The organism is Caulobacter sp. 73W (assembly GCF_041021955.1).
Lineage (GTDB): Bacteria > Pseudomonadota > Alphaproteobacteria > Caulobacterales > Caulobacteraceae > Caulobacter.
Genome location: NZ_CP158375.1, coordinates 2,353,551 through 2,376,825, shown reverse-complemented (window position 1 = coordinate 2,376,825; position 23,275 = coordinate 2,353,551). Strand labels below are relative to the sequence as shown.

The following is a 23,275-nucleotide window of genomic DNA, read 5'->3' as shown; positions in this document are numbered from 1 at the left end:
TTAGCCCAAGGCCATCAGGCTGGCGTTGCCGCCGGCGGCCGTGGTGTTGATCGAGGTCGAGACCTCTTCCAGCAGCCAGTCCAAGTGATAGGCGCGGCCGGTGCGGCACATCTCCGGCGAGGCGGCGTGGACCGACACGATGGCGCCGGGGCGATCGGCCATGGCCTGGGCGGCGGTCGTGACGACCTCGCCCTCGCCTTCGACCAGCACGCCGGCCAGCGGATCACCATCCTTCGCCGTCAGACGATCAACGACGGCCATGGGCAGGCCGGACGGAAGGGCCATGCCCTCCACCTGACCCACGCAGCCTGACGCCAGCACCGCGGCGATCTGCTGATAGAGACCGCGCTCGGTCTGCGGACGCAGCTGGATGCGGCCCCTGGCGTGCAGGGCGTAGAGATTGAGCTCGCCCACCGGTCCCGGCAGCTCGACAGCCTGGCCCAGCATCGATTGCGCGCCATAGTCGCGCGCCTGCTGGGCGGCTTCGGCTTCGCCCTTGGCGTCGAGCCAGGCCGCGAAGGCCTGCAGCGCGGCGTCCGGGGCCCCAGCAACGCTCGCCGCGGCCTGGGGCGGGGCCTGAACCAGACGGCCCAGATAGAGCGGGCCGCCCGCCTTCGGACCCGTGCCCGACAGGCCGCGACCACCGAACGGCTGAACCCCGACGATGGCGCCGATGACGTTGCGATTGACATAGAGGTTGCCGGCCTTGATGCGGTCGGTGACGTACTCGATCGTGGTGTCGAGGCGCGTGTGGACGCCGAAGGTCAGCCCATAGCCCGTCGCGTTGATCGCGTTGATGAGCGCATCGAGGTTGGCGCGCTTGTAGCGGATCACGTGGAGCACCGGGCCGAACACCTCGCGCTCCAGATCGGCGATGCTGTCGAGCTCGATGATCGTCGGCGGCACGAAGGTGCCGTGCGCCGTCTCGGCCGGCATATCCAGTTGCTCGACCGTACGACCCTTGGCCCGCATCGCGTCGATATGGCGTTCGATATTGGTCTTCGCCTCCGCCGTGATGACGGGGCCGATGTCGACGGCGAGGCGGTCGGTGGATCCGATCCGCAGCTCGGCGAGCGCGCCCTTGAGCATCTTGAGGGTGCGTTCGGCGACTTCCTCCTGCAGGCACAGAACTCGCAGGGCCGAGCAGCGTTGGCCCGCGCTGTCGAAGGCCGAGGCGATGACGTCGGCCACCACCTGTTCAGCCAGCGCCGAGGAATCAACGATCATCGCATTCTGGCCGCCTGTCTCGGCGATCAGGGGGATGGGCTTGCCGGCCGGCGAGAGGCGTTGCGCCAGTTGCTTCTGGATCAGGCGGGCGACCTCGGTGGAGCCGGTGAACATCACCGCCGCTGTCTGCGGCGCGGCGACCAGGGCCGCGCCCACATCGCCGGCGCCGCAAACCAGCTGCACCGCGTCAAGGGGAGCGCCGGCTTCATGCAGCAGGCGAACGGCCTCGGCCGCGACCAGCGGGGTCTCCTCGGCCGGCTTGGCCAGCACCGGGTTGCCGGCGACCAGGGCGGCCGCCACCTGACCGGCGAAGATCGCCAGCGGGAAGTTCCAGGGGCTGATGCAGACCACCGGGCCCAGAGGGGCCTGCGACGGACCAAAGGTGCTGCGGGCGCGCTCGGCGTAGTAGCGAAGGAAGTCGATGGCCTCGCGCACTTCGGCGATGGCGTTGGGCAGCGATTTGCCCGCCTCACGCACCAGAACGCCCAGCAGCAGCGGCATGCGCGCCTGCATGGCGTCGGCGGCGCGCTCGAGGATCGCGGCGCGGTCTTCGAGGGACGTCTCGCTCCACTTCGACTGCGAGGCGCGGACGACCGCCGCTGCGGCGTGGTCGGCGGGGACCTCCCGCACCTTGCCCACCACGTCGCGGTGATCGGCGGGGTTCAGGACCGCACGCGCCTCGCCGGCGTCGCCGGCGGTCCAGTCCATGGCCGCGCTTTGCACGAGGGCCTGGCCCAGATCGGCCAGCGTGTCTTCGTTGCTCAGGTCCAGCCCGGCGGAGTTCAGGCGGTTGGGATAGAGCTGGGCGGGGGCGGCGATCTGGTCGTGGCCACGGCCAGGCTCCGCCGAGGCGAGAACCTGGGCGACCGGGTCGATCGTCAGCTCGTCGATGGAGACGGTCGGATCGCCGATCCGGTTCACGAACGACGAGTTGGCGCCGTTCTCCAGCAGACGCCGCACCAGATAGGCCAGAAGCGTCTCGTGCGTGCCGACGGGGGCGTAGATCCGGCAAGGCCGCGCCAGGCCTTCGGCGCCGACGACGTCTTCATAAAGGCCTTCGCCCATGCCGTGCAGGCACTGGAACTCGTAACGGCCGACCTCGAAGTCGGGCCCGGCCAGATTGTAGATCGTCGCCACGGTCTGGGCGTTGTGCGTGGCGAATTGCGGGAAGACGGCGTCCGTCGCCGCCAGCAGCTTTCGGGCGCAGGCGATGTAGGCGACGTCGGTGTGGACCTTGCGGGTATAGACCGGGAAGTCGGCCAGGCCGTCGACCTGGGCGCGCTTGATCTCGGCGTCCCAGTAGGCGCCCTTGACCAGCCGCACCATGATCCGGCGGCCCGAGCGGCGCGCGAGCTCGACGATCCAGTCGATGACGAACGGGCAGCGCTTGCCATAGGCCTGGACCACGAAGCCCAGGCCGTTCCAGTCGGCGAGGCCCGGGTCGAGGGCGAGGCTTTCGAGCAGATCAAGCGACAGCTCCAGGCGGTCGGCTTCCTCGGCGTCGATGTTGAAGCCGATGCCGTAGGACTTCGCCGTCGCGGCCAGGGACCGGACCTTGGGCAGCAGTTCGTCCATCACGCGATCGGCCTGGGCGCGCGAGTAGCGCGGGTGCAGGGCCGACAGCTTGATCGAGATGCCTGGCCCTTCGTAGACGCCGCGCCCTTGGGACGCCTTGCCGATGGCGTGGATGGCGTTCTCGTAGTCGCGGAAGTAACGCGCCGCGTCCTGGGCCGTCGTCGCCGCCTCGCCCAGCATGTCGTAGCTGTAGGTGAAGCCCTTGGCCTCCATGGCGCGCGAGCGCTTGAGCGCCTCGTTGATCGTCTCGCCGGTGACGAACTGCTCGCCCATCATCCGCATCGCCAGATCGACGGCGCGTCGGATCACCGGCTCGCCCGTCCGCGCGATCAGGCGCGTCAGGGCCGCGGCGAGGCCACGGTCATTGACGCTGTCGAGCAGCTTGCCCGTCACCACCAAGCCCCAGGTGGCGGCGTTGACGAACAGCGAACGCCCGCCGCCAATGTGGGACTTCCAGTCACCGGTCGCGATCTTGTCGCGGATCAGGGCGTCCCGGGTCGCATCGTCAGGAATGCGCAGCAGGGCCTCGGCCAGGCACATCAGCGCCACGCCTTCCTGGCTCGACAGCGAGAATTCCTGAACCAGGCCCTCGACGCCGTCGCCGGTGCGCTTTTCGCGCAGCGCCTTGATCAGTTTCGCAGCCGTCGCCCGGATCGCCGCCTGCTGGTCCGCGGGAACGGTCGCCGCCGCGAGCAGCGGCGCCAGGCATTCCGGCTCGGGTCGCCGATAGGCGGCGGTGATGGCCCGGCGGGACGGCGACGGCTCGCGCACGGACGGGGCGAATTGGGCGAAGGGGCTCGGCGTTTTCATGGGCGGGAATTTACCCGTTCGCCGACAGGCATTTTACCTTCAGATCGTCGATGATATACAACTTTTGACTTTTGTATCGCGCATGATTAGCCAGATCTCATGAGAACAACGCCTTCAAAAGTCGATTTGGACGAGTTCGATCGCAAGATCCTGGCCAACCTGCGGCGGGACGGGCGAATGACGTTCACCGAGCTGGCCGAGAAGGTCGGCCTTTCCAAGACGCCCTGCCAGCAGCGCGTCAAACGGCTCGTCGAGAGCGGCGTGATCGTAGGCTTCCGGGCGATCGTGGACCCCGCACGCGTCGGCCTGGACCACGTGGCCTTCACCGAGGTGAAGCTGTCGGACACCCGCGAGCAGGCCCTGAAGGATTTCAACAACGCGGTCCGGCAGATTCCCGAGGTCGAGGAGTGCCACATGATCGCCAGCAGCTTTGACTACCTGCTGAAGGTCCGCACCCCCGACATCCGCCGATACCGCTCCATTCTCGGCGAGAAGATTTCGACCCTGCCCCACGTCGCCAGCACCTCGACGTTCGTGGCGATGGAGACGGTGCGCGAGTCCGCCGGCTGACCTGATCGGACCGCGTTCAGCCTCGTCTACTGATGCCCCAGCCCCAAAAGCAAAGAGCCCGGCCTTTCGGCCGGGCTCCCGCTAGATCTGCCTTGCGGCGTTCGGATCCGATCAGAAGTTGATCGAGATGGTCGAACGACGGTTCAGCGGTTCCTTCACACCGTCGCCGGTGGCGACGGCCGGAGCCGTTTCGCCCTTCCAGTCGACGGACAGGGTGGACTGACCAACGCCCAGGCCCACCAGGGCGTCGGCGACGGCCTTACCACGACGCTCAGACAGGCGAGCGTTGTAGGCGTCCGAACCCGAGGTGTCGGTGTGACCGACAACCACGACCTTCGTCGCATTGCCCGAGGTCGCGTACTGAGCGGCCTCTTGGACCACCGTCTGGGCTTCCGGCGTCAGGACGTACTGATCGAACGGGAAGTAGACGATGAACTCCTTGGCTTCCGGAGCAGCCGGCGGAGGCGGCGGCGGCGGAGGCGGGGGAGGCGGCGGGGGAGGCGGCGGGGGCGGCGGAGGCGGCGGCGGCGGCGGCGGCGGCGAAGCGAAGGAGTAACGCAGGCCGATGGTCACCGACTGGTCTTCGTACTCGCCCGAGAAGGTGCCCGGAGCCGGAACGCCCGACGAGGTCGACTTGAAGTCGACGTCCGAACCGCCGAGGTAGCGGTAGGTCAGGTCGACGTTGAGCTTTTCGGTGGCGGCCCACGAAACGCCGGCGATGCCTTGGTAGGCGAAGGTCACGTCGTCGTCGTCGATCGTCAGGGTGGTGCCCGGAACGGTGTTGAACTGGCCGGTGACGTTCACATCGACGCGGTTCACACCGATACCGGCGCCAACGAACACGTTGAACGCGGAATCCGGGAAGAAGTCGTAGAGGACGTTACCCATCAGGGTCCAGCTGTCGATGTCGCCATCGGGAGCCGGGCAGGCGTAGCCAGTGGTGCCGCCGACGCCGACGGAGCACAGGGCGATCGGCTGCGGACGGTCAGCGCGGCCGCGGATCGTGTCGATGCCGCCGGTGCGGTAGCCGCCTTCCAGTTCCACGCGCCAGTTCGGAGCGACGCGGTAGCCGAGACGAGCGAAACCGGCCCAATCGGCGTCGGTGTCGAAGTCGTAACGGTACGGAGCGCCGTCGGTGTTGTTGGTGCTGCCGTCAGCGCGGAGCGGCTTCTGCCAGTGATAGCCGAGATCAACAGCGCCGTACCAGCCCGGTTCAGCCGCCGAAGCGCCCGTCGCGGCGACGACCGCGGCGAAAGCGGCTCCCGCCAGGAGTTTCAATTTCATTTCAAGAGCCCTCTCTTGCCCACTGCTCCAGCTTGGAACAGCCGGACTTGTTATATCAGTGCGTTCAGGTGACGAAAGTGTCGGTGAAGCAACACCCTTGTCTTTTCCCTGACCGCGAGCACACGCCAGGACACTAAAGAATAATCGGCATTTCGTTCGACCGCGATCTTATGCGGACCTTTGGACCGAACGATACGCCCAGACCTCGACGCCACGCCTGGCGCACGTCGACGAGACCTGAAAACCTGCGGAGCTACGCCGAACGTCGGTCGATGTACGCCGAGTTCCTGAAGCTGACGTCCGCCATTATTGGAGAATTTGACAAAGGGACGCAGGGACCACGCGTCGCGGTTCACCCACGCGGCCTGAGCGCAGACGAAGCTGTCGCCACGCCCCCGACGGGCCGAATGACCTTGCGTTTGAACCATGGTGCTCCCGGGCTCCGCATCCTGCGAAGCGCCCCTTACGACCGGCGAAATGCCCGTCCGGCGCAATGGTTCCGATTGTTTGTCTGGAAAACGACATTTTTCTTCCGCCGAGCGGCGGAAGGGCGTCACTTTCGAGCGGTCTGACGATAGCGCCGCGTGCGGCCGCCCAAGGCCTCGGGATGGTTCAGCTCCTTGCGGAACTCGTCACGACGCTCATGAATCGAGGCGATGACCAGGCCCATGGGCACGCCGATGTCCACCAGCACCGTCTCGGACAACTGCAGGCTCGCCTCGATGGTCTCGGGCACGGCGTCGGTGACGCCCAGATCATAGAGGCGCGCGGCGTGGCGGGCGTCCTTGGCCCGGGCGACGATCGGCAGGTCGGGGCGCAGATCACGCGCCGCCCCCACCACCGCCTCGGTGCCGTCGGGGTTGTCCATGGTCACGACCAGGGCGCGGGCGTTGTCCAGGCCGCAGCGGCGCAGGAAGTCCGGCCGCGAGGCGTCGCCGAAATAGACCTTGCCCGTGGAGCGGCGTCCCGCCTCGACCAGACGCGGATCACGGTCGGCGGCGATCCAGGCGATATCGTGCCGGGTCAGCATCTCGCCCACCAGACGCCCGACGCGGCCATAGCCGACCACCAGCACCGACGGCGCCTCCTCGGGATCGGGCACGCCCGTGGTGGGCGGCGTCGGGACCGCGACCTTGTCGCTGCGCGGGACGGCGGCGACCTTGCCCGCCAGGGCGGCGAGCAGCGGAATGGAGAACATCGAAAGGGTGGAGGCCACCAGGATCATCTGGCCCGCCTCCTGGGCGACCAGCCCCTCCTGCATGGCCGAACCGAGGATGACGAAGGCGAACTCGCCGCCGCCCGCCAGCAACAGCGCCGCCTCCGCCGCCGCCTCCCAGCTGAGCTTGAAGACGCGGCCCAAGACGAACACCACGCTGGCGTTCAGGGCGACCATGCCGACCGCCATACCGATGATCGGGGCGGGGCTCTGGGCCAGCAGCGACAGATCCAGGCCAATGCCGATGGAAACAAAGAACAGGCCGAGCAGGAGGCCCTTGAAGGGCTCGATCTTCACCTCGACCTCGTGACGGTATTCGGTCTCGGCCAGCAGGATGCCGGCGACGAACGCGCCGAGCGCCATGGACAGGCCCGCCAGGGCGCTGATCAGGCCCGCGCCGATGACGATCAGCAGCGAGGCCGCCATGAACATCTCGTCGCTCTTGGCCTTGGCCACCGAGCGCATCATGGGGCGCAGCAGGAGACGGCCGGCGAGCACGATGGCGCCCACGCCGATCACCGCCGGCGCGGCGGCCAGCAGCATGGCCGGCGAGAGGCTCTCGCCCCGTCCCCCGAGGATGGCGATGGTGATCAGGATCGGGGCCACGGCCAGATCCTGGAACAGCAGGACGGAGAAGGTCGCCCGCCCCGCTGGGCTGTGCTGGCGCTTCTGGTCGGCCAGGATCGGCATGACGATGGCGGTGGACGACAGCGCCAGGGCCGCGCCGATGGCGCAGGCGGCGGCCAAGGGCTGCCCCAGCAGCCAGGCGGCCGAGGCGATGACCAGGATGCAGAAGCTGACCTGCAGTCCGCCGAGACCAAACACCAGCCGCCGCATGAGGCGCAGGCGCTCCCACGACAGTTCCAGGCCGATCATGAACAGCAGGAAGACGACGCCGAACTCGGCCAGTTGGGCCACATCCGCCGGATTGCCGATGGTGAAATAGGACAGCCACGGCGCCCGCTCGCCCAGGGAGCCGAGACCGAACGGCCCCAGGACCACGCCCGCGCACAGGAAGCCCAGGATCGGGTTGATCCGCCAGCGCCGAAACAGGGGAACGACCACCCCAGCCGTCGCCAGGAACAGCACCAGGTCCTTATAGTTCTCCGCCGCGACCCCGTGGTCCAATGCCAGCCCCCGACCCTTTGAAATTACCCGACCAGCCGGACGCCCGGCCCGGCGCCGTCGCCCGCTTCTTCGCCGGACGCGATCAGCAGAACGCCCCCGTCGCGCAGCGCCGCCATCAGCAGCCGCTCGGTGCCGCCATGCAGTTCATGGCGTCCGGTTTCGAAATCGCGCACTGTGCTGCGCGACACGCCCGCCCGGCCCGCCAGGTCCTCTTGGGACCAGTCGAGAAGTCCGCGCGCGGCGCGGCACTGGGACGGGCACAGTATTTTAGTATGAGGCATGGTAGCCAATCCGGGCGAAGTCACCCATATTGGCCGAGTATCGCCCCCTTAGGATCATATCGTCAAGGAGACAGGCTTGCCGCATCACGTGCCGCTGATCGCCACCATCGTCGCCGGCCTCGTGCTCGCGTTTGTCTTTGGCGCGATCGCCAATCGTCTGCGGTTGCCGGTGTTGGTGGGCTATCTGCTGGCCGGGGTCGCGGTGGGGCCGTTCACCCCCGGCTATGTGGCGGATCAGCCGCTGGCCAACCAGCTGGCCGAGATCGGCGTGATCCTGCTGATGTTCGGGGTCGGCCTGCACTTCTCGCTGAAGGACCTGATGGCGGTCCGCAAGATCGCCATTCCCGGCGCCGTCGCCCAGATCCTGGCCGCGACGCTCATGGGTCTTGGCCTGGCCGTCCTGCTGGGCTGGCCGCTCGGCGGCGGCATCGTCTTCGGCCTGGCCCTGTCGGTCGCCTCCACCGTGGTGCTGCTGCGGGCGCTTCAGGAGCGCCGTCTGATCGAGACCGAGCGCGGCCGCATCGCCGTCGGCTGGCTGATCGTCGAGGACCTGGCCATGGTCCTCGCCCTGGTGCTCATCCCGGCGGTGACCGACGCCCTCAGCGGGGAAAGCGGCGGCGGACTGGTCGGCATGGCCGGCGCCCTGGGCATGACCCTCGGCAAGGTGGCCGCCTTCATCGCCCTGATGCTGATCGTCGGGCGCCGTGTGATCCCGTGGATCCTGCACTGGACGGCCCACACCGGGTCGCGCGAGCTGTTCCGCCTGGCGGTGCTCGCCATCGCCCTGGGCGTCGCCTTCGGCTCGGCCGGGCTGTTCGGCGTGTCCTTCGCCCTCGGCGCCTTTTTCGCCGGCATGATCATGAGCGAGTCCGAGCTCAGCCAGCAGGCCGCCAACGAGACTTTGCCGCTACGCGACGCCTTCGCGGTGCTGTTTTTCGTGTCCATCGGCATGCTGTTCAATCCGATGATTCTGATCCAGCAACCGTTGTCGTTGCTGGCGACCCTGTCGATCATCGTGGTGGGCAAGTCGATCGCCGCCTATCTGATCGTGCGCGCATTCAAGCACGCTACCGGCACGGCCCTGACCATCTCGGCCTCGCTGGCCCAGATCGGCGAATTCTCCTTCATCCTGGCCGCCCTGGGGGCCGACCTGAAGCTGCTGCCGCCGGAAGGCCGCGACCTCATCCTGGCCGGCGCGATCCTGTCGATCCTTGTCAATCCGGTCCTCTTCCGCTTCGTGGATCGCCACCTGCAGAAGACCGCCAAGCCCGTCGTCGCGCCCGAAGAGGTCGCCGCCCCCGCGCCCAAGGCCGCTTCCTGCGTGGTGCTGGTCGGCTATGGCCGTGTCGGCAAGGCGGTGACCGAGGGCTTCAAGGGGGCCGGCCTGGTGGTCATCGAGACCGAAAGCGAGCGCCTGGACGAACTGCGCGCCCAGGGCGTCAAGGTCGTCGAGGGCAACGCCGTGAAACCTGAGATCCTGACCGAGGCCGGCCTGGCCAACGCCAGCCATCTTCTGGTCGCGGTGCCCAACGCCTTCGAGGCGGCGACCATCGTCGAGCACGCCCGCCGCCTAAACCCGAAGGTGAAGATCATCGCCCGCGCCCACTCGGACGCGGAGGTGGAGCTGCTGGCCACGCGCGGCGCCGACAACACCATCATGGGCGAACGCGAAATCGCGCTCGGCATGCTGGCCCTGACCAAGGCCAAGGCCCGCCCAGCTTGACCCGCCCAGCTTGACCCGCCCAGCTTGACCCGATGGCGTCGCGTCTTTAGGCGCAACGCCATGCAGGTCGCGCGAGGACATCGACGCACGGGAGGCTGGCTGCTCTGGCTGGCGATCCTGGCCGTCATGCTGCCGGGCCTCAGCGTCGGGGCCGTCGCCGCGACCCGCGATCAAGCCCTGGTTCAGATCTGTTCGGCCGACGGCGCGACCACCATCACGGTGGATGACCGGGGCCAGCCTACAAAGGCCGGCTTCGCTGGACTGCCTTGCCAGGATTGTCTGGCCGCCAGCCTCGCCGCGGTGGAGACGCCGCCCGGCGTCGTCGCTCTGGTCCGCTATGCGGCGGAGGCTCCCATAGCGACGGCCGAGCGCCAGCATGCACGCCCGCTCGCCCGTGGTCCGCCGCGCCCGCCCGGCCAGGCGCCGCCGCGCGGCTAGTCCAGCGCGCGGCTCCCAGCCTCGCCCTTCGCCCTTGCCGGCGGCCACCCGGCCGTCGCACCCTTGCTCCATGAAATGACGGGCCGGCCGATCGCCGCCCGCAAGGCAGGATTCTCATGAACGCCAAGCTTCTCGCCGCCGCCGCCATCGGTCTGTTCGCCGCCGGGTGCGGCAAGGCCGCCGACGCCGCTCCCCCCACCATCGCCGTCACCAACGCCTGGTGCCGCGCCGCCCCGGCCGTCGCGCCCGCCGGCGGCTGCTACCTCACCCTCAAGGCCTCGGCGGACGACCGTCTGGCCGCTATCGAGACCAAGGCCGCCGACCGCGCCGAGATCCACACCATGAGCGTGGACGGCGGCGTCATGCGCATGCGGCAGCTAAAGGAAGGTCTGGCGCTGAAGGCCGGCGCCGAGACCGAGTTCAAGCCGGGCGGCCTGCACGTCATGGTCATCAAGCCCAAGGCGCCGCTGACCGAAGGGTCTTCGGTGACCCTGACCCTGAAGTTCGAAAAGGCTCCGGCCCAGACCCTGGCTTTCCCGGTGCGCGCCATGGCGGCCGCCAGCGGGCACCACCACTGAACATGAACGATTTGTAATCGATCGCGACGGGCGGCCCATGCAAACTGCCGCCCGTCCAAATCCGCTAACAATCAACAGGACAACAGGAATGAAGACGGCATGGCTGGGCGCTGCGGCTGCAGGCGCCCTTCTGATGAGCGCCGCGAGCGCTTCGGCCCACGAACACGACAACTGCCTCGACGCGCTCTGCCAAATGCAGTCGCTCGATCTGCTGGCTCAGGGCGAGACCTCGGGCGGTACGGCGATCTCGCTGGAGTCCCCGCGCTATGGGACCTGGGGCTACGACCTGTCGGGCCGCGACCTGACCGCCAAGCCGGGCGACGACTTCTTCAAATTCGCCAACGGGACCTGGGAAAAGACCACCGAGATCCCCGCCGACCGCACCCGCTTCGGCAACTTCGACAAGCTGTCGCTTTTGTCGGAAGCCCGGTCGCAAGCGATCATCCAGGACGCCGCCGCGGGCAAGATCCAGGACGCTGACGCCGCCAAGATCGGCGCGGCCTACAACGCCTTCATGAACGAGGCCTTGGCCGATCAGCTGGGCGCCAAGCCGCTGGCTTCGGAGCTCAACGAGATCCGCGCCGCCAAGACCAAGGCCGACTTCGCCGTCCTGATGGGCAAGAGCCCGACGACCGGCTTCTCCACCCTGTTCCCCGGCTATATCGGCGCCGACCGCAAGAACCCGAGCCGGTACGCGGTCTATCTGATGACCGGCGGCATGGGCCTGCCGGACCGCGACTACTATCTCGACGCCAAGTTCGCCGAGAAGAAGACCGCCTACCTCGCCTATGTCGAGAAGATGCTGACCCTGGCGGGCTGGCCGCAGCCGGCGGATCACGCCAAGGCCGTCGTCGATTTGGAGACCCGGATCGCCGAGGCTTCCTGGACCCGCATCCAGCGCCGTGACGCCACCAAGACCTACAACCCCAAGACCCCCGCCGAGCTGGCGACCTACGCCCCCGGCGTCGACTGGAAGGCCATCGCCGCCGCCAGCGGCCTGGGCGGGGCCGAGCGCTTCGTCCTGACCACCGACACGGCGTTTCCGAAGATCGCCAAGATCTACGACGAGACCTCGCTCGACACCCTGAAGGCCTGGCAGGCCTTCCACCTGGCCGACGGCGGCGCCCCTTATCTGTCCAAGGCCTTCGCCGACGCCAACTTCGAGTTCCGCGGCAAGACCCTCAGCGGTCAGCCGGAACAGCGCCCCCGCTGGAAGCGCGGCGTCGCCAACGTCAACGGCATGCTCGGCGAAGAGGTCGGCCGCATCTATGTGGCCCGCTACTTCCCGCCGGAATCCAAGGCCAAGATGCTGAAACTGGTCACCGACATCCGCTCGGCCCTGAAGGACCGCATCGAGAACCTTCCCTGGATGAGCCCGGAGACCAAGGCCCGCGCCCTGGACAAGCTGGCCAAGTTCACGGTGAAGATCGGCTACCCGGAAGAGTGGCGCGACTATTCGAGCCTGACGATCAAGGCTGACGACCTCTACGGCAACGTCATCCGCTCGAGCGCCTTCGAGTGGAAGCACGACCTGGACCGCCTGAACGGCCCGGTCGACCGCAAGGAATGGGGCATGACGCCCCAGACCGTGAACGCCTACTACAACCCGCCGATGAACGAGATCGTCTTCCCGGCGGCGATCCTGCAGGCGCCGTTCTTCGATCCCCAGGCCGACGACGCCATCAACTACGGCGGCATCGGCGGCGTGATCGGTCACGAGATCGGCCACGGCTTCGACGACCAGGGCCGCAACTACGACGGCGACGGCGTGCTCCAGGATTGGTGGACCGCCGAGGACGCCGCCAAGTTCAAGGCCCAGGCCGATAAGCTGGGCGCGCAGTACTCGGCGTTCGAGCCCCTGCCTGGCGCCAAGGTGCAGGGCGGCCTGACCATGGGTGAGAACATCGGCGACCTCGCCGGCCTGACCCTGGGGCTGGAGGCCTATCACCGCTCCCTGAACGGCAAGCCCGCACCGGTGCTGGACGGCCTGACCGGCGACCAGCGCGTGTTCCTCGGTTGGGCCCAGGTCTGGCGTCAGAAAATCCGCGACGAAGCCCTGCGTCAGCAGGTCGTCACCGATCCGCATTCGCCGGCCTACTACCGGGTCAACGGCACGATCCGGAACATCGACGGCTGGTACCAGGCCTTCGACATCAAGCCGGGCGACGCCCTGTATGTCGCTCCGGAGAATCGCGTCCGCCTCTGGTAGGCGCTCCAATCCCAATCAGGCTTCAGCGCCCGTCCCGATCTCCGGGGCGGGCGTTTTGCATTGGAACATCTGTTTGAGGATTTTGACGCAATAGCCCAAAAACACTGAACCCGTCGCGGGGGATATCGCGACGGGTTCAGCTATTGCTCGATCACTCGATCTTAGAGGGCGTTTCCTCCCCGAAACGCCTAGGAGCTGGGCCGTTCTGTGGCGGCTCTCGTCTCCCGGTAAGGACAAAGAACGGCAAATTAAGAAGGCTGTCAACGCCGCAAAGCCGGTTTTTGCAAGGCATTGAAAGAAAAACCGTACATTAGCGTCGATAAGTCTTAACCCGCCGGGTTAATTTTATGCACGAGCGTCAGTTTTTATCCTTCAAGCGGGCGGCCAGACCCTCAATGGCCCCAGAATCGGCCTCGAAGACGTAATCCGGCCGGGCGACGGTCACCGGCTCCACCCGTGAAGCGCCCAGGGCGGCGCAGACGTCCAGCAGATCGCGCTTGTCGATCAGCAGGCCGTTCGCCCGGCGGGTGGCCCCCTTGGCGAGGAACGCCTCGGTCGCCTGACGCGCCGCGGCATCCTGCTCGGCCGGCCACACCAGGGTCGCCAAGGCCATGGCGCGGGCGCGGGCCTCGATGGCGATCACCAGCCGGCGGGCCGAGGCCAGGTTGTCGGCGGTCCAGGACGCTCCCAGGCCCGCCGCCAATTGCGCCTGGCTCTTCAGGATCACGCCGTCGGACAGCACCTTCAGGCCGTTGGCGACCAGGGTCGCCCCCGTGGTGGTGATGTCCACCACCAATTCCGCCGCCCCGGCGGCCGGAGCCCCCTCGGTCGCGCCGCTGGATTCGACGATGCGATAATCGGCCACGCCGCGACGGGCGAAGAAACTACGGGTCTGGGCCAGATACTTGGTCGCAACCCGAAGGCGGCGGCCCGTGCGGGCCAGATGGATGTGACCCACCTCATCCAGGTCGGCCATGGTGTCCACGTCCAGCCAGCTCTTGGGCGCGGCCACCACCAGATCGGCGCGGCCAAAGCCCAGGGCGCGCAGCAGCACCACGCGAGCATCCAGGTCCTCGCCCTGTTCGCGCAGCAAGTCCTCGCCGGTGATGCCCAGGTGAACCTCGCCCGACGCCAGGGCGGCGGCGATGTCGCCGGCCGACAGCAGCCGCACGGACACGCCCGGCAGGCCGGACAGCTCGGCGCTATAGCCGCGCGAACCGCCGCTGGCCTCCAGCTTGAAGCCGCAGTCGGCCAGCCAGGCCTCGACCTGTTCCTTGAGCCGCCCCTTGGAGGGGATGGCGAAAATCAGGGGCTCGCTCATTCCACGCCTCCCGCATAGGCCCGCGCCGGCCGCACCATGCAGCCCACGGCGCCGGCCGCCTGGCCGCCCAGGCGCGGCATCAGCCCGTCATAGCGGCCGCCGGCCGCCACCGGGCGCTCTTCGCCGAGGGCGGCGCTGCGCACCTCGAACAGCATCCCGTCGTAATAGCCGAAGGCCCGGCCAAAGCCGGTGGACAGGGTCATGCGCGCCTCGTCGGCGCCCAGCTCGTCCAAGGCCGACAGACGCACGTCCCAGGCCTTGAGCGCGGCGTCCAGCGCGGCGCCCTTGGAGCCCGCCAGGCCCTTCACGGCGGCCAGCGCGGCGCGCGGCGCATCGCTGATCGCCAGATAGCCGCGCACGGCGGCGATCTCGTCCGCCGACAGGCGGCCCGCGTCCTGCGCCTGGGCGCGGACGATCAGGCGATGGACGATATCGGCGGGGCGGCGTCCGCCCACCGGCTCGACGCCGGTCATGGCCCACAGCTCGCGCAGGACTTCCTCGGCCTCCGCCTCCGGCAGACCGGCCAGCAGATTGGCCAGCTTGCCCGAGCCGGTCGGCGCGACGGACGCCTGCTCGCCGTCCAGCTCGGCCTTGAGCAGGCGGGGATGGCTGAAGGCCCGCTTCAGGCGCGCCGCCAGCGGCGCGGCCAGATCCAGGCTGTCGACAAAGGCGCTGAACAGCGACACGTCGCCCAGCAGCAGGGTCAGGTCATCCCGTCCGCCAGCGACCGACGCCTTCCAAGCGAGAGCGGCGACTTCGGCGTCGGCGCGCGGGCCTTCCGGCGGGCCGAAGGTCTCCAGCCCGACCTGCAGGAACTCCTCCGCCCGGTCCGATCCCGGCGGGGCGACACGGAAGGCCTTTCCCTCATAGAAGTAGCGGCCGATGGCGGTCCCCGCCTCAATGTGGCTGCGGGCCACGCCGATGGTGAAGTCCGGCCGCAGGGCCAGCTCCTCGCCGCCGTCGCCCTGCACCACGAACAGGCGCGCGCGCATGGACTCGCCCGACAGGTCGAGCAGCAGGCTCAGCGGCTGCAGCACCGGCGAGTCCGCCATCTGGGCGCCGGCGTTCAGGAACGGCGCTCGGATCGCATCCAGCGCCGTCGCGGGAATGGCCTTCTCCAAGCGCATCAGCCGCCCTCCGTGATCCGCTTGACGGCCGCGACCAGCTCGTCGCGCGCGATGGTCTGCTGACCCGGGCGGGTCGCCTTCCACTCGGCGTTGTCCGACACCCCGGCGGCCAGCTCACGGCCCAGGTCCAGATCCTTGATGGTCACGGTCCCGGCGGCGATCTCGTCCCCGCCCAGCATGATCGCGGCCGGCGCCATGCGGCGGTCGGCGTACTTCATCTGCGCCTTCATGCCCGACGAACCGAGATAGACCTCGGCCGGGACGCCGGCGGCGCGCAACTCGCCCGCCACCGCGAAGTACTCAGGCATGTGCGCCTGGTCGAAGGCGATGATCACCACCGGGCCGCGCGCGGCCTGGGCGGCGTCACGGCCGGCGGCCTTCAGCGCCGCGGCCAGGCGCGAGACGCCGAAGGAGAAGCCGGTGGCCGGGACCGGCTGGCCGGTGAAGCGGGCGATCAGGTCGTCATAGCGGCCGCCCCCGCCGATGGAGCCGAAGCGCACGGCCTCGCCCTTCTCGTCGGTGGTGCTCAGCAGCAGCTCGGCCTCGAACACCGCGCCCGTGTAGTACTCCAGACCGCGCACGATCGACGGATCGAACAGCGCCTGGTCCTCGGCCACGCCCAGGCCCTTCAGCGCCGCGTCGATGGCGGCCAGCTCCGCCAGGCCTTCGTCGCCCTCGGGCGAACCGCCGATCACCGCCGACAAGGCGTCCAGGGTCGCGCCGCGTGACGCCGCCCCGGCGGCCACGAAGGCCAGCACCGAGTCGATCGCCTTGCCGGTCAGGCCGGCGCCCTTGGTGAAGGCGCCGCTCTCGTCCTTGCGCCCCTCGCCCAGCAGCAGCTTGACGCCTTCCGCGCCCAGGCGGTCCAGCTTGTCCACGGCGCGCAGCACGCCCAGCTTCTGGCCCGCGGTCTCGACGCCGGCGGCGGTGAGCAGGCCGTTGAGGAGCTTGCGGTTGTTGATCTTGATGACCGCCTGGCCGCGCGGCAGACCGGCGGCCTCCAGGCCGGCCACGGCCATGGCGATGATCTCGGCGTCCGCCTCGGGACGGGCCGAGCCCACCGTGTCGGCGTCGCACTGGATGAATTCGCGGAAGCGGCCCGGACCGGGCTTTTCGTTGCGCCACACCGTGCCGAAGGCGTAGCGGCGGAACGGCTTGGGCAGGGTCTCCCAGTTCTGCGCCGCGAACCGCGCCAGCGGGGCGGTCAGGTCATAGCGCAGGGCCATCCACTGTTCGTCGTCATCCTGCAGGGCGAAGACGCCTTCGTTCGGACGGTCGCTGTCCGGCAGGAACTTGCCCAGGGCGTCGGCATACTCGAAGGCCCCGGTGTCCAGCGCCTCGAAGCCGTAGCTTTCATAGACCTTGGACACGGCCTCCAGGATGGCGCGCTCGGAGCGCAGCTGCGGCGCGCGCTTGTCAGCGAACCCTCGGGGGGCGCGGGCTTCGGGGCGGAAGATTTCTTCGGTCATGGCGCTTTTCGTCGGTTCGAGAGGACGACGGAGCGCTTGCTGCAAGCCTCCGCCTTGGCGGGGGCTTTGGCCGGGATGTGCTGGGCTTTAAGCCGCGCGACCCTGGCCCGTCCCCCATGAGGTCGGGTGGTGGTGGCCGTGATGGTGGTGCGCGGTGCAGGTCACGGGCGGGGCTATAGCCGAGAAGGGATTAACTGACCATACCCCGCCGCGATCTCACGCCTTCAGCTTGGCGATCAGGGCGGTGGTGGACGGATCGTGATCGGCCGGCGCGCCGCCCTCCAGCTCCGGCAGGATGCGGCCGGCCATCACCTTGCCCAGCTCCACGCCCCACTGGTCGAAGCTGTTGATCCCCCAGATCACGCCCTCGACGAAGGTTTTGTGCTCATAGAGGGCGATCAGGGCGCCGAAGGTCTCCGGCGTCAGGCGATCCAGCAGGATCAGGGTTGACGGGCGGTTGCCGGGGAAAGTGCGCTGCGGAGCCATGATCTCGACGGTCGCGGCGTCCACGCCCTTGTCGGCCAGCTCCTTGCGAACCTCGTCCTCGGACCGGCCGACCATAAAGGCCTCCGCCTGGGCCAGCAGGTTCGACAACAGCTTGGCGTGCATGCCGGCCGGACCTTCGTCAGTCGCCGCCAGGCCGATCAGCTCCATGGGGGTGATGTCGGTCCCCTGGTGCATGGCCTGGAAGTAGGCGTGCTGGACGTTGGTCCCCTCGCCGCCGAAGACGATGGCCGAGGTGCCGTGCGCGACCGGCTTGCCGTCCTTGCCGATCTGCTTGCCGTTGGACTCCATCTCCAGCTGCTGGAGGAAGGCCGACAGGCGGCTCAGACGATAGGCGTAGGCCACCACCGAGCGGGCGGGACGGCCAAGGCCGTTGCGGTTGAACACCTGGGCCAGGGCCAGCAGGACCGGCGCGTTCCTGTCCAGCGGGGCGTCACGGAAGTGCGTGTCCATCTGGACCGCCCCGGCGTGGAAGCGCTCGAAGACGTCCCAGCCGGCGGCGATCGCCACCGACAGGCTGACCGAGGACCACAGGGAGTAGCGGCCGCCCACCCAGTCCCAGAAGCCGAACACCCGATCATCGGGCACGCCGAAGGTCGAGGTCTTGTCGAGGGCGGTGGAGACGGCGGCCAGGTGCCTCCTGGCGGCCTCCTCGCCCAGGGCCGCGCTCAGCCAGTCGCGGGCAGCCTGGGCGTTGGCCATGGTCTCCTGGGTGGTGAAGGTCTTGGAGACGACGATGACCAGGGTCTGCGCCGGATCCATGTCGGCGGTGACCAGCTCGAACTCCGCGCCGTCCACATTGGCCACGAAGCGCACGTCGATCTGCGGCGTCACTGGGCGAAGGGCGTCCCACAACAGGCGGGGACCAAGGTCCGAGCCGCCGATGCCGATGTGCAGGATGGTCTTGAACGGCTTGCCGCTGGAGCTCTTGACCGCGCCGGAGCGGACCTGCTCGGCAAAGGCCTTCATGCGGGCGCGGACCTCCTCGACGTCGGCCATCACCGCCTCGCCCTTGGCCCCGTAGGCGGCGTCCTTGGGCGCGCGCAGGGCCACGTGCAGGACCGCGCGGTCCTCGGAGGTGTTGATCGCCTCGCCGCCGAACATGGCGGCGCGCGCGCCCTCCACATCCGCCGCGCGGGCGAGGTCGAGGGCGGCGTCGAAGCCGTCAAGGGTCCAGCTCTGCTTGGAGAGATCCAGCGACAGGCCGGCCGCCTCCACCGTCAGGCGGGACAGGCGGTCTGGCTCGCCCTGGAAGAAATCAGCGATGCGCCCTTCGCCCGCCGATCTGGCGGCGGTCTCGAGACGGCTCCAGGCCGCGTCCAGCTTGCTCATCGTCGCTCTCCCTCTGCTGACCAACCGCGATTAGCAGAGGGAAAAGGCGGCGTCATGAAGACCAATGCTGGAAAGGGCTCCAGCGGCGCTTACGCCTTGTACTTGACGCTGCAGCCATACGGCTTGCTCACCCCAACGGCGGGCTTGCGGCCGGCCTTCACGTCGGCGAGGGCGGCGGCCACATAGTTCTTGGCCGTCTTGATGTCCTCGACCTTGTTGGTCGGCTTGTCGTCGATGCCGCCCTGGTAGACGAGCTGGCCGGTCTTATCGATGACGTACATGTGCGGCGTGGTCTTGGCGCCGTAGGCCATGCCCATCTTGCCTTCCGGGTCGAGCAGGATGGCGGACGGGGCGGCCTTGTTGGCGACGGCCCACTTCTTGGCGGCCCCGCCGTCGGCGAAATAGCCCTGCTCGCCGGGGGCGGAGGACGCCACGGTCAGCCATACCACGCCGTCGGCCGTCGCCGCGCGCTGCAGGGCCTGCATATTGCCGCTGTAGTGCTTCTTCACATAGGGGCAGCCCTCGTTGACCCATTCCAGGACCACGGTCTTGCCCTTGAATTCGGAGAGGGAGCGGGTCTTGCCGTCCGCGTCCTTCACCGAGAAGGCGGGAGCCGGGGCGGCCAACGCCAGGCTGGGCGCGAGGGACAGGATCGGCGCGGCGGCGACGAGAAGACGACGGGTCAGGCTCATGGGAGTCTCCAATCGATATTCGATCAGCGCAGCGTCGCGGCCTCGATGGCTTCGGTCACTGCGCCCGGGGTCAGAAGCTGCGGCAGTATGACGGCGTCTCCGCCCTTTGCGCCATACACAAGATAGAGCGGCACGCCCGCGCGGCCGTGGTCGGACAGCGCCTGGGCGATCTTGGCGTCGCGGTTAGTCCAGTCGGCGACCATGTAGACGGCGTCAGCGGCCTTGAAGGCGTCGACCACCGGCTGGGTCGACAGGGCGACCTTGTCGTTCACCTGACAGGTGACGCACCAGGCGGCGGTGAAGTTGACGAACACCGGCCGACCCTCGGCCTGAAGCGCCGCCACCCGCTCGGGCGACCACGGCTCCGAAGGCAGTTCGGCGGAGGTGACGGCCGCGGCCGAACCGGAGGTTGGCGCGGCGCCGCCCTTGGCCAGGGGGATCATCACGGCGACGACGCCGACGGCGGTCAGGATCGCCGCGCCGCCCGCCAGCCAGCGCGTGCGCGGGGCGGTCTGGCGCTGGGACAGGCCGAACAGCCAGGCGACGAAGGCGACCACCAACCCGCAGGCCAGAAGCGCGGCGAGGCCGGTGGAGCCGGCCTGCAGGGAGAACACCCAGACAAGCCAGGCCGCCGCGCCGTACATCGGGAAGGCCAGGACCTTCTTCAGCACGTCCATCCACGGGCCGGGCTTGGGAAAGCGGCGCAGCAGGGCGGGCGAGAAGGAGATCGCCACATAGGGCGCGGCCAGGCCCAGGCCCAGGAACAAGAAGATGGCCAGCGAGCCGAGCGCGGGCTGGGTCAGGGCGACCCCGATGGCCGGGGCCATGAACGGCGCGGTGCAGGGCGCGGCCACGATCACCGCCAGCACCCCGGTGAAGAACGAGCCCGCCAGCCCGCCCCTGGACGCCAGGCCCTGGCCCGCGCCCTGGACGGAGGTCCCGACCTCGAACACGCCAGACAGGTTGAGCGCCGTCAGCAGCATGACCAGGGACAGCACCCCGACCACCGCCGGCGACTGCAGCTGGAAGCCCCAGCCCACCGCCTGGCCGGCGGCGCGGGCGGCGATCAGCGCCCCCGCCAGGGCCAGGAAGGTGACCAGCACCCCGGCTAGAAACGCCAGCCCTTGGGTCCGCGCTTCACGCGCGTCATGGGCGTGCCCCGCCAGGGACGCCGCTTTCATGGACAGCACCGGGAAGACGCAAGGCATCAGGTTCAAGATCAGGCCGCCGAGAAAGGCGAACAGGATGGCCAGCGGCACGCCGCCGCCGTCGCCCGAGGGCGCGCGCGCCGCCGGAACGCCGAGGCCAGCGGCCCCGACCGGCGGCTGGCCCGGCTTGGCCGAGACCTCGAAGGCTTGGTCGCCAATGGTCAAGACACCCTCGACCACCTCGGGAACCTGCCCCGACTTCAGGGCGATCCCGGCCGGGATGGTCAGGGTCAGGCCGTCAGGCCCCGCTTCCACTGTCTGTTTGCCGGGGTGGTCGATGAGCGTGCCGTCGAAGGGAAAGAAATAGGCGTCGGGGAATTGTCCGCCCTTCAGCGGCCCGCCGATGACGGCCAGCTTCAGCCCCGTCTCGGACGCCTGGAATACCGCGTCCAGCCCCGCCGGCTTCGGCGCGGCGGCCAGGGCGTCGGCGACCGTGCGGCCGGTGCGCCAGTTGGGTTCCGGCGCCTCGTCGCGCACCTCGACGGCCAGGTCGAGCTTGGCGTTCTCGGGAATGCAGATGTCGGCGCAGACCAGGAAGGTCACGTCGGCCTTCAGGGTCACCGTCTCGCCCGGCTTGGCGCCGGCGGGGACCTGGATCGGCACCGGCAGGACCACCGTGTCGGCGTAGCCGTAGTTCATCAGCGGCCCGGTGGGCTGGCGATGCGGCGTGGCCCAGACGATGTCGCCCGCGCTCCAGCCCGACGGCAGGGTCCAGGCGATGCTGGTCGCCTCTCCGCTGTCGCCGCTGTTGCGCCAGTAGGTGTGCCAGCCCTTCTCGATCTTCTGGGTGACGGCGACATAGACGGTGGAGCCCGGAACGGCCCAGCTGTCCTGGGCGATCAGGTCGGCCTGGATATGGCCGGTGTTCACCGGTGCGGCGAAGCCGGGCGCGGCGGCGGCCAGGCCCAGGGCGGCGGCAAGTCCGCCCAGCAGTCGTCTGGAAAGGCGAGCGATCATGATGCAAGCTATAGAACGCCGTCGCGTCCGGTGAAATACGCCCTATCGACAAGCTGGCGGCGCGGGTGATGATCCGAATCATGCCCGCATCCTTCGACGAAATCGAAATCGGCCAGGTGGTCTCGCTCGGCGCGGCCGCCGTGAACCCGGACGCCCTGACGGCCTTCATCGCCGCCTTCTCTCCCGGATGGGACGTCGAACGGGGCGCGCCGGACGCCTTCCTCTTCGCCCTATGGTCCAAGCTGGACGAGACGGCCTCGGCCGACTGGCCACAAACAAAGCGCCTGGGCATCGACGCCTTGCGGTGGGCGCGCAATCCGCCATCGGGGGAGTTGTTGCGCGGGCGGATGACGGTGATGGGCAAGGACGCGGTCGGCGAGAGCAAGGGCATCGTCATCGCCCAGCACGACCTGCTGGACGAGGCCGGGCGGCTTGTCTTCTCCTGCCTGACCCGCAGCGTCTTCGCCCGTTAGTCGTCCTTCGGCGCGAAGCTGCGGGCTTCGTCGGCCCGGCGGGGCGCTTGCGGCCATGTCCGCGCAAGGATGGCGGCCGCCTCCGCCGCCAGGTCCAGCGCTTCGCGCTTGGTGCTGGTGACGATCAGGACGCCGTCGACCGAAGCTACGGCCCAGCGGTCCCCATGGGGATGAACAACGAATGGGCCGGACGACAAGCAAAACTCCGCAATCACAACCGACGTCTGCAGCGAAGCTCGCCGCCCGATGCGGCCTCAATGAGGCCAATGGCGACGCTTAGTCGGGTACCCGACCAAAGAAAAACCCTCCCCCGCGCGGCGGAGGAGGGTCCTTCAGGATCGTACTGACCCGTCCGATTACTGGACGGTCTGGCCGCCTTCGCCGAGGCGCTTTTCGATCTGCATGGCGATCAGGCGTTCCCAACCCAGCAGCGAGGTCAGGTGGGCGTAGATCTGGCCCAGGGCGCCGTTGTCGCGCAGCTCGAGCAACTTTTCGGTCGGCAGGGCCTTCAGCTTGTCTTCCGACACGGCGAAGTACTCGGCGATGACCTGCGGCTCGCCGCGGGTGCCGTCGTTGTTGAACGGGGTGTAGTGGGCCTGCTTGGTCTCGAACAGGTCCAGGTCCGTCAGCAGCTGGACGAAGCTTTCGGTGCGCATGCGCTCCAGCTCGAAGTCGTCGCAGAACTTGATGGCGTTCTGGGTGAATTCGGTCGGCTGGCCGTTGGCGTCGAAGAACGGCGTCTCGGCGTTCTCTTGGATCAGCTTCGACGGACGGTCGATGCAGACGACCATGCGCTTTTCGGTGTCGTCATTGGCCAGGACGAACGGATAGCGGCGCAGGAAGCCCGGGATGTAGGCGCCGGTCAGGTAGCCGCCGTCTTCCTTCACGAACAGGTTCTCGCCGGCGTTGATGCCCATCACGGCCACCGGCAGCTTCTTTTCGCCGATGAAGATGATCGGGAACGACAGGGCCGCCGGAGCGAACTCGGTCACCACCGCCGGAACGATGTGGCCTTCGCGGGCGAAGGCGTACGGCTTGTCGTTGGCGTTCATGCCAAGCTTGCCGTGGGTTTGGGCGTTGAGCGGCTCGGGCTGGCTGTAGAACAGCACGCTGCCGGTGATCGGGCTCTGATCGGTCATGAAGAACTCGGATG

18 protein-coding genes are annotated in these 23,275 nt (G+C 68.6%); 6 read left to right on the top strand and 12 right to left on the bottom strand.

The features are described from left to right. Complete coding sequence (gene putA / locus ABOZ73_RS11155) at positions 1-3,612, bottom strand: trifunctional transcriptional regulator/proline dehydrogenase/L-glutamate gamma-semialdehyde dehydrogenase (protein WP_369058220.1); 3,612 nt, start codon at positions 3,610-3,612, stop codon at positions 1-3. A gap of 126 nt (positions 3,613-3,738) precedes the next feature. Here putA and ABOZ73_RS11150 point away from each other — a divergent pair, with 126 nt between their 5' ends. Continuing rightward, positions 3,739-4,182 (top strand): Lrp/AsnC family transcriptional regulator, encoded by a 444-nt coding sequence (locus ABOZ73_RS11150; RefSeq protein WP_369058219.1) that lies wholly within the window; start codon positions 3,739-3,741, stop codon positions 4,180-4,182. A gap of 111 nt (positions 4,183-4,293) precedes the next feature. Here ABOZ73_RS11150 and ABOZ73_RS11145 read toward each other — a convergent pair whose 3' ends face one another. The 3 genes from ABOZ73_RS11145 to ABOZ73_RS11135 form a co-directional block, all read right to left on the bottom strand. Further along, on the bottom strand, positions 4,294-5,466 hold the full coding sequence (locus tag ABOZ73_RS11145; RefSeq protein WP_369058218.1) for an OmpA family protein: 1,173 nt from the start codon (positions 5,464-5,466) through the stop codon (positions 4,294-4,296). A gap of 553 nt (positions 5,467-6,019) precedes the next feature. Beyond that, the gene (locus tag ABOZ73_RS11140) at positions 6,020-7,810 is read right to left on the bottom strand and encodes a cation:proton antiporter (RefSeq protein ID WP_369058217.1); all 1,791 of its coding nucleotides are present in this window, start codon (positions 7,808-7,810) and stop codon (positions 6,020-6,022) included. A gap of 23 nt (positions 7,811-7,833) precedes the next feature. Further along, complete coding sequence (locus ABOZ73_RS11135) at positions 7,834-8,091, bottom strand: helix-turn-helix domain-containing protein (RefSeq protein ID WP_369058216.1); 258 nt, start codon at positions 8,089-8,091, stop codon at positions 7,834-7,836. A 76-nt stretch (positions 8,092-8,167) separates the two neighbouring features. Between ABOZ73_RS11135 and ybaL the strand changes: the two genes are divergently transcribed. From ybaL to ABOZ73_RS11115, 4 genes are all read left to right on the top strand, one after another. Then, positions 8,168-9,814: a YbaL family putative K(+) efflux transporter gene (ybaL, locus tag ABOZ73_RS11130; protein WP_369058215.1), complete on the top strand. Its 1,647-nt coding sequence runs from the start codon at positions 8,168-8,170 to the stop codon at positions 9,812-9,814. A 60-nt stretch (positions 9,815-9,874) separates the two neighbouring features. Continuing rightward, positions 9,875-10,252: a DUF2946 family protein gene (locus ABOZ73_RS11125; RefSeq protein ID WP_369058214.1), complete on the top strand. Its 378-nt coding sequence runs from the start codon at positions 9,875-9,877 to the stop codon at positions 10,250-10,252. A gap of 116 nt (positions 10,253-10,368) precedes the next feature. Beyond that, complete coding sequence (locus tag ABOZ73_RS11120; protein ID WP_369058213.1) at positions 10,369-10,830, top strand: copper chaperone PCu(A)C; 462 nt, start codon at positions 10,369-10,371, stop codon at positions 10,828-10,830. An 88-nt stretch (positions 10,831-10,918) separates the two neighbouring features. Continuing rightward, the gene (locus ABOZ73_RS11115; protein WP_369058212.1) at positions 10,919-13,039 is read left to right on the top strand and encodes a M13 family metallopeptidase; all 2,121 of its coding nucleotides are present in this window, start codon (positions 10,919-10,921) and stop codon (positions 13,037-13,039) included. 358 nt (positions 13,040-13,397) lie between these two features. Here ABOZ73_RS11115 and hisG read toward each other — a convergent pair whose 3' ends face one another. The 6 genes from hisG to ABOZ73_RS11085 all read right to left on the bottom strand — a co-directional run bounded on the left by hisG (position 13,398) and on the right by ABOZ73_RS11085 (position 21,649). Beyond that, positions 13,398-14,360, bottom strand: a complete 963-nt coding sequence (gene hisG, locus ABOZ73_RS11110) for an ATP phosphoribosyltransferase (protein WP_369058211.1) — start codon at positions 14,358-14,360, stop codon at positions 13,398-13,400. Then, complete coding sequence (locus ABOZ73_RS11105; protein WP_369058210.1) at positions 14,357-15,487, bottom strand: ATP phosphoribosyltransferase regulatory subunit; 1,131 nt, start codon at positions 15,485-15,487, stop codon at positions 14,357-14,359. The genes hisG and ABOZ73_RS11105 overlap by 4 nt, the downstream gene beginning before the upstream one ends. Then, the gene (gene hisS / locus ABOZ73_RS11100) at positions 15,487-16,956 is read right to left on the bottom strand and encodes a histidine--tRNA ligase (protein WP_369058209.1); all 1,470 of its coding nucleotides are present in this window, start codon (positions 16,954-16,956) and stop codon (positions 15,487-15,489) included. Before hisS ends, ABOZ73_RS11105 begins: the two co-directional genes overlap by 1 nt. 216 nt (positions 16,957-17,172) lie before the next feature. Next, the gene (pgi, locus tag ABOZ73_RS11095; protein ID WP_369058208.1) at positions 17,173-18,792 is read right to left on the bottom strand and encodes a glucose-6-phosphate isomerase; all 1,620 of its coding nucleotides are present in this window, start codon (positions 18,790-18,792) and stop codon (positions 17,173-17,175) included. A gap of 89 nt (positions 18,793-18,881) precedes the next feature. Further along, positions 18,882-19,484 carry a redoxin domain-containing protein gene (locus tag ABOZ73_RS11090; protein WP_369058207.1) on the bottom strand — a complete coding sequence of 201 codons (603 nt, stop codon included), beginning with the start codon at positions 19,482-19,484 and terminating at the stop codon, positions 18,882-18,884. A gap of 23 nt (positions 19,485-19,507) precedes the next feature. Further along, positions 19,508-21,649, bottom strand: a complete 2,142-nt coding sequence (locus tag ABOZ73_RS11085; RefSeq protein ID WP_369058206.1) for a protein-disulfide reductase DsbD family protein — start codon at positions 21,647-21,649, stop codon at positions 19,508-19,510. Between the two features lie 80 nt (positions 21,650-21,729). On the opposite strand from ABOZ73_RS11085, the gene ABOZ73_RS11080 reads away from it, so the two are divergent. Then, positions 21,730-22,122: an acyl dehydratase gene (locus tag ABOZ73_RS11080; protein ID WP_369062528.1), complete on the top strand. Its 393-nt coding sequence runs from the start codon at positions 21,730-21,732 to the stop codon at positions 22,120-22,122. Here ABOZ73_RS11080 and ABOZ73_RS11075 read toward each other — a convergent pair. Both ABOZ73_RS11075 and ABOZ73_RS11070 read right to left on the bottom strand, forming a co-directional pair. After that, entirely contained in the window at positions 22,119-22,319 is a 201-nt protein-coding gene (locus tag ABOZ73_RS11075) for a hypothetical protein (protein ID WP_369058205.1), read from the bottom strand. The two genes, ABOZ73_RS11080 and ABOZ73_RS11075, sit on opposite strands and share 4 nt — an antisense overlap. A gap of 159 nt (positions 22,320-22,478) precedes the next feature. Continuing rightward, the gene (locus ABOZ73_RS11070; protein WP_369058204.1) at positions 22,479-23,261 is read right to left on the bottom strand and encodes a SapC family protein; all 783 of its coding nucleotides are present in this window, start codon (positions 23,259-23,261) and stop codon (positions 22,479-22,481) included. Positions 23,262-23,275: the final 14 nt, after the last annotated feature.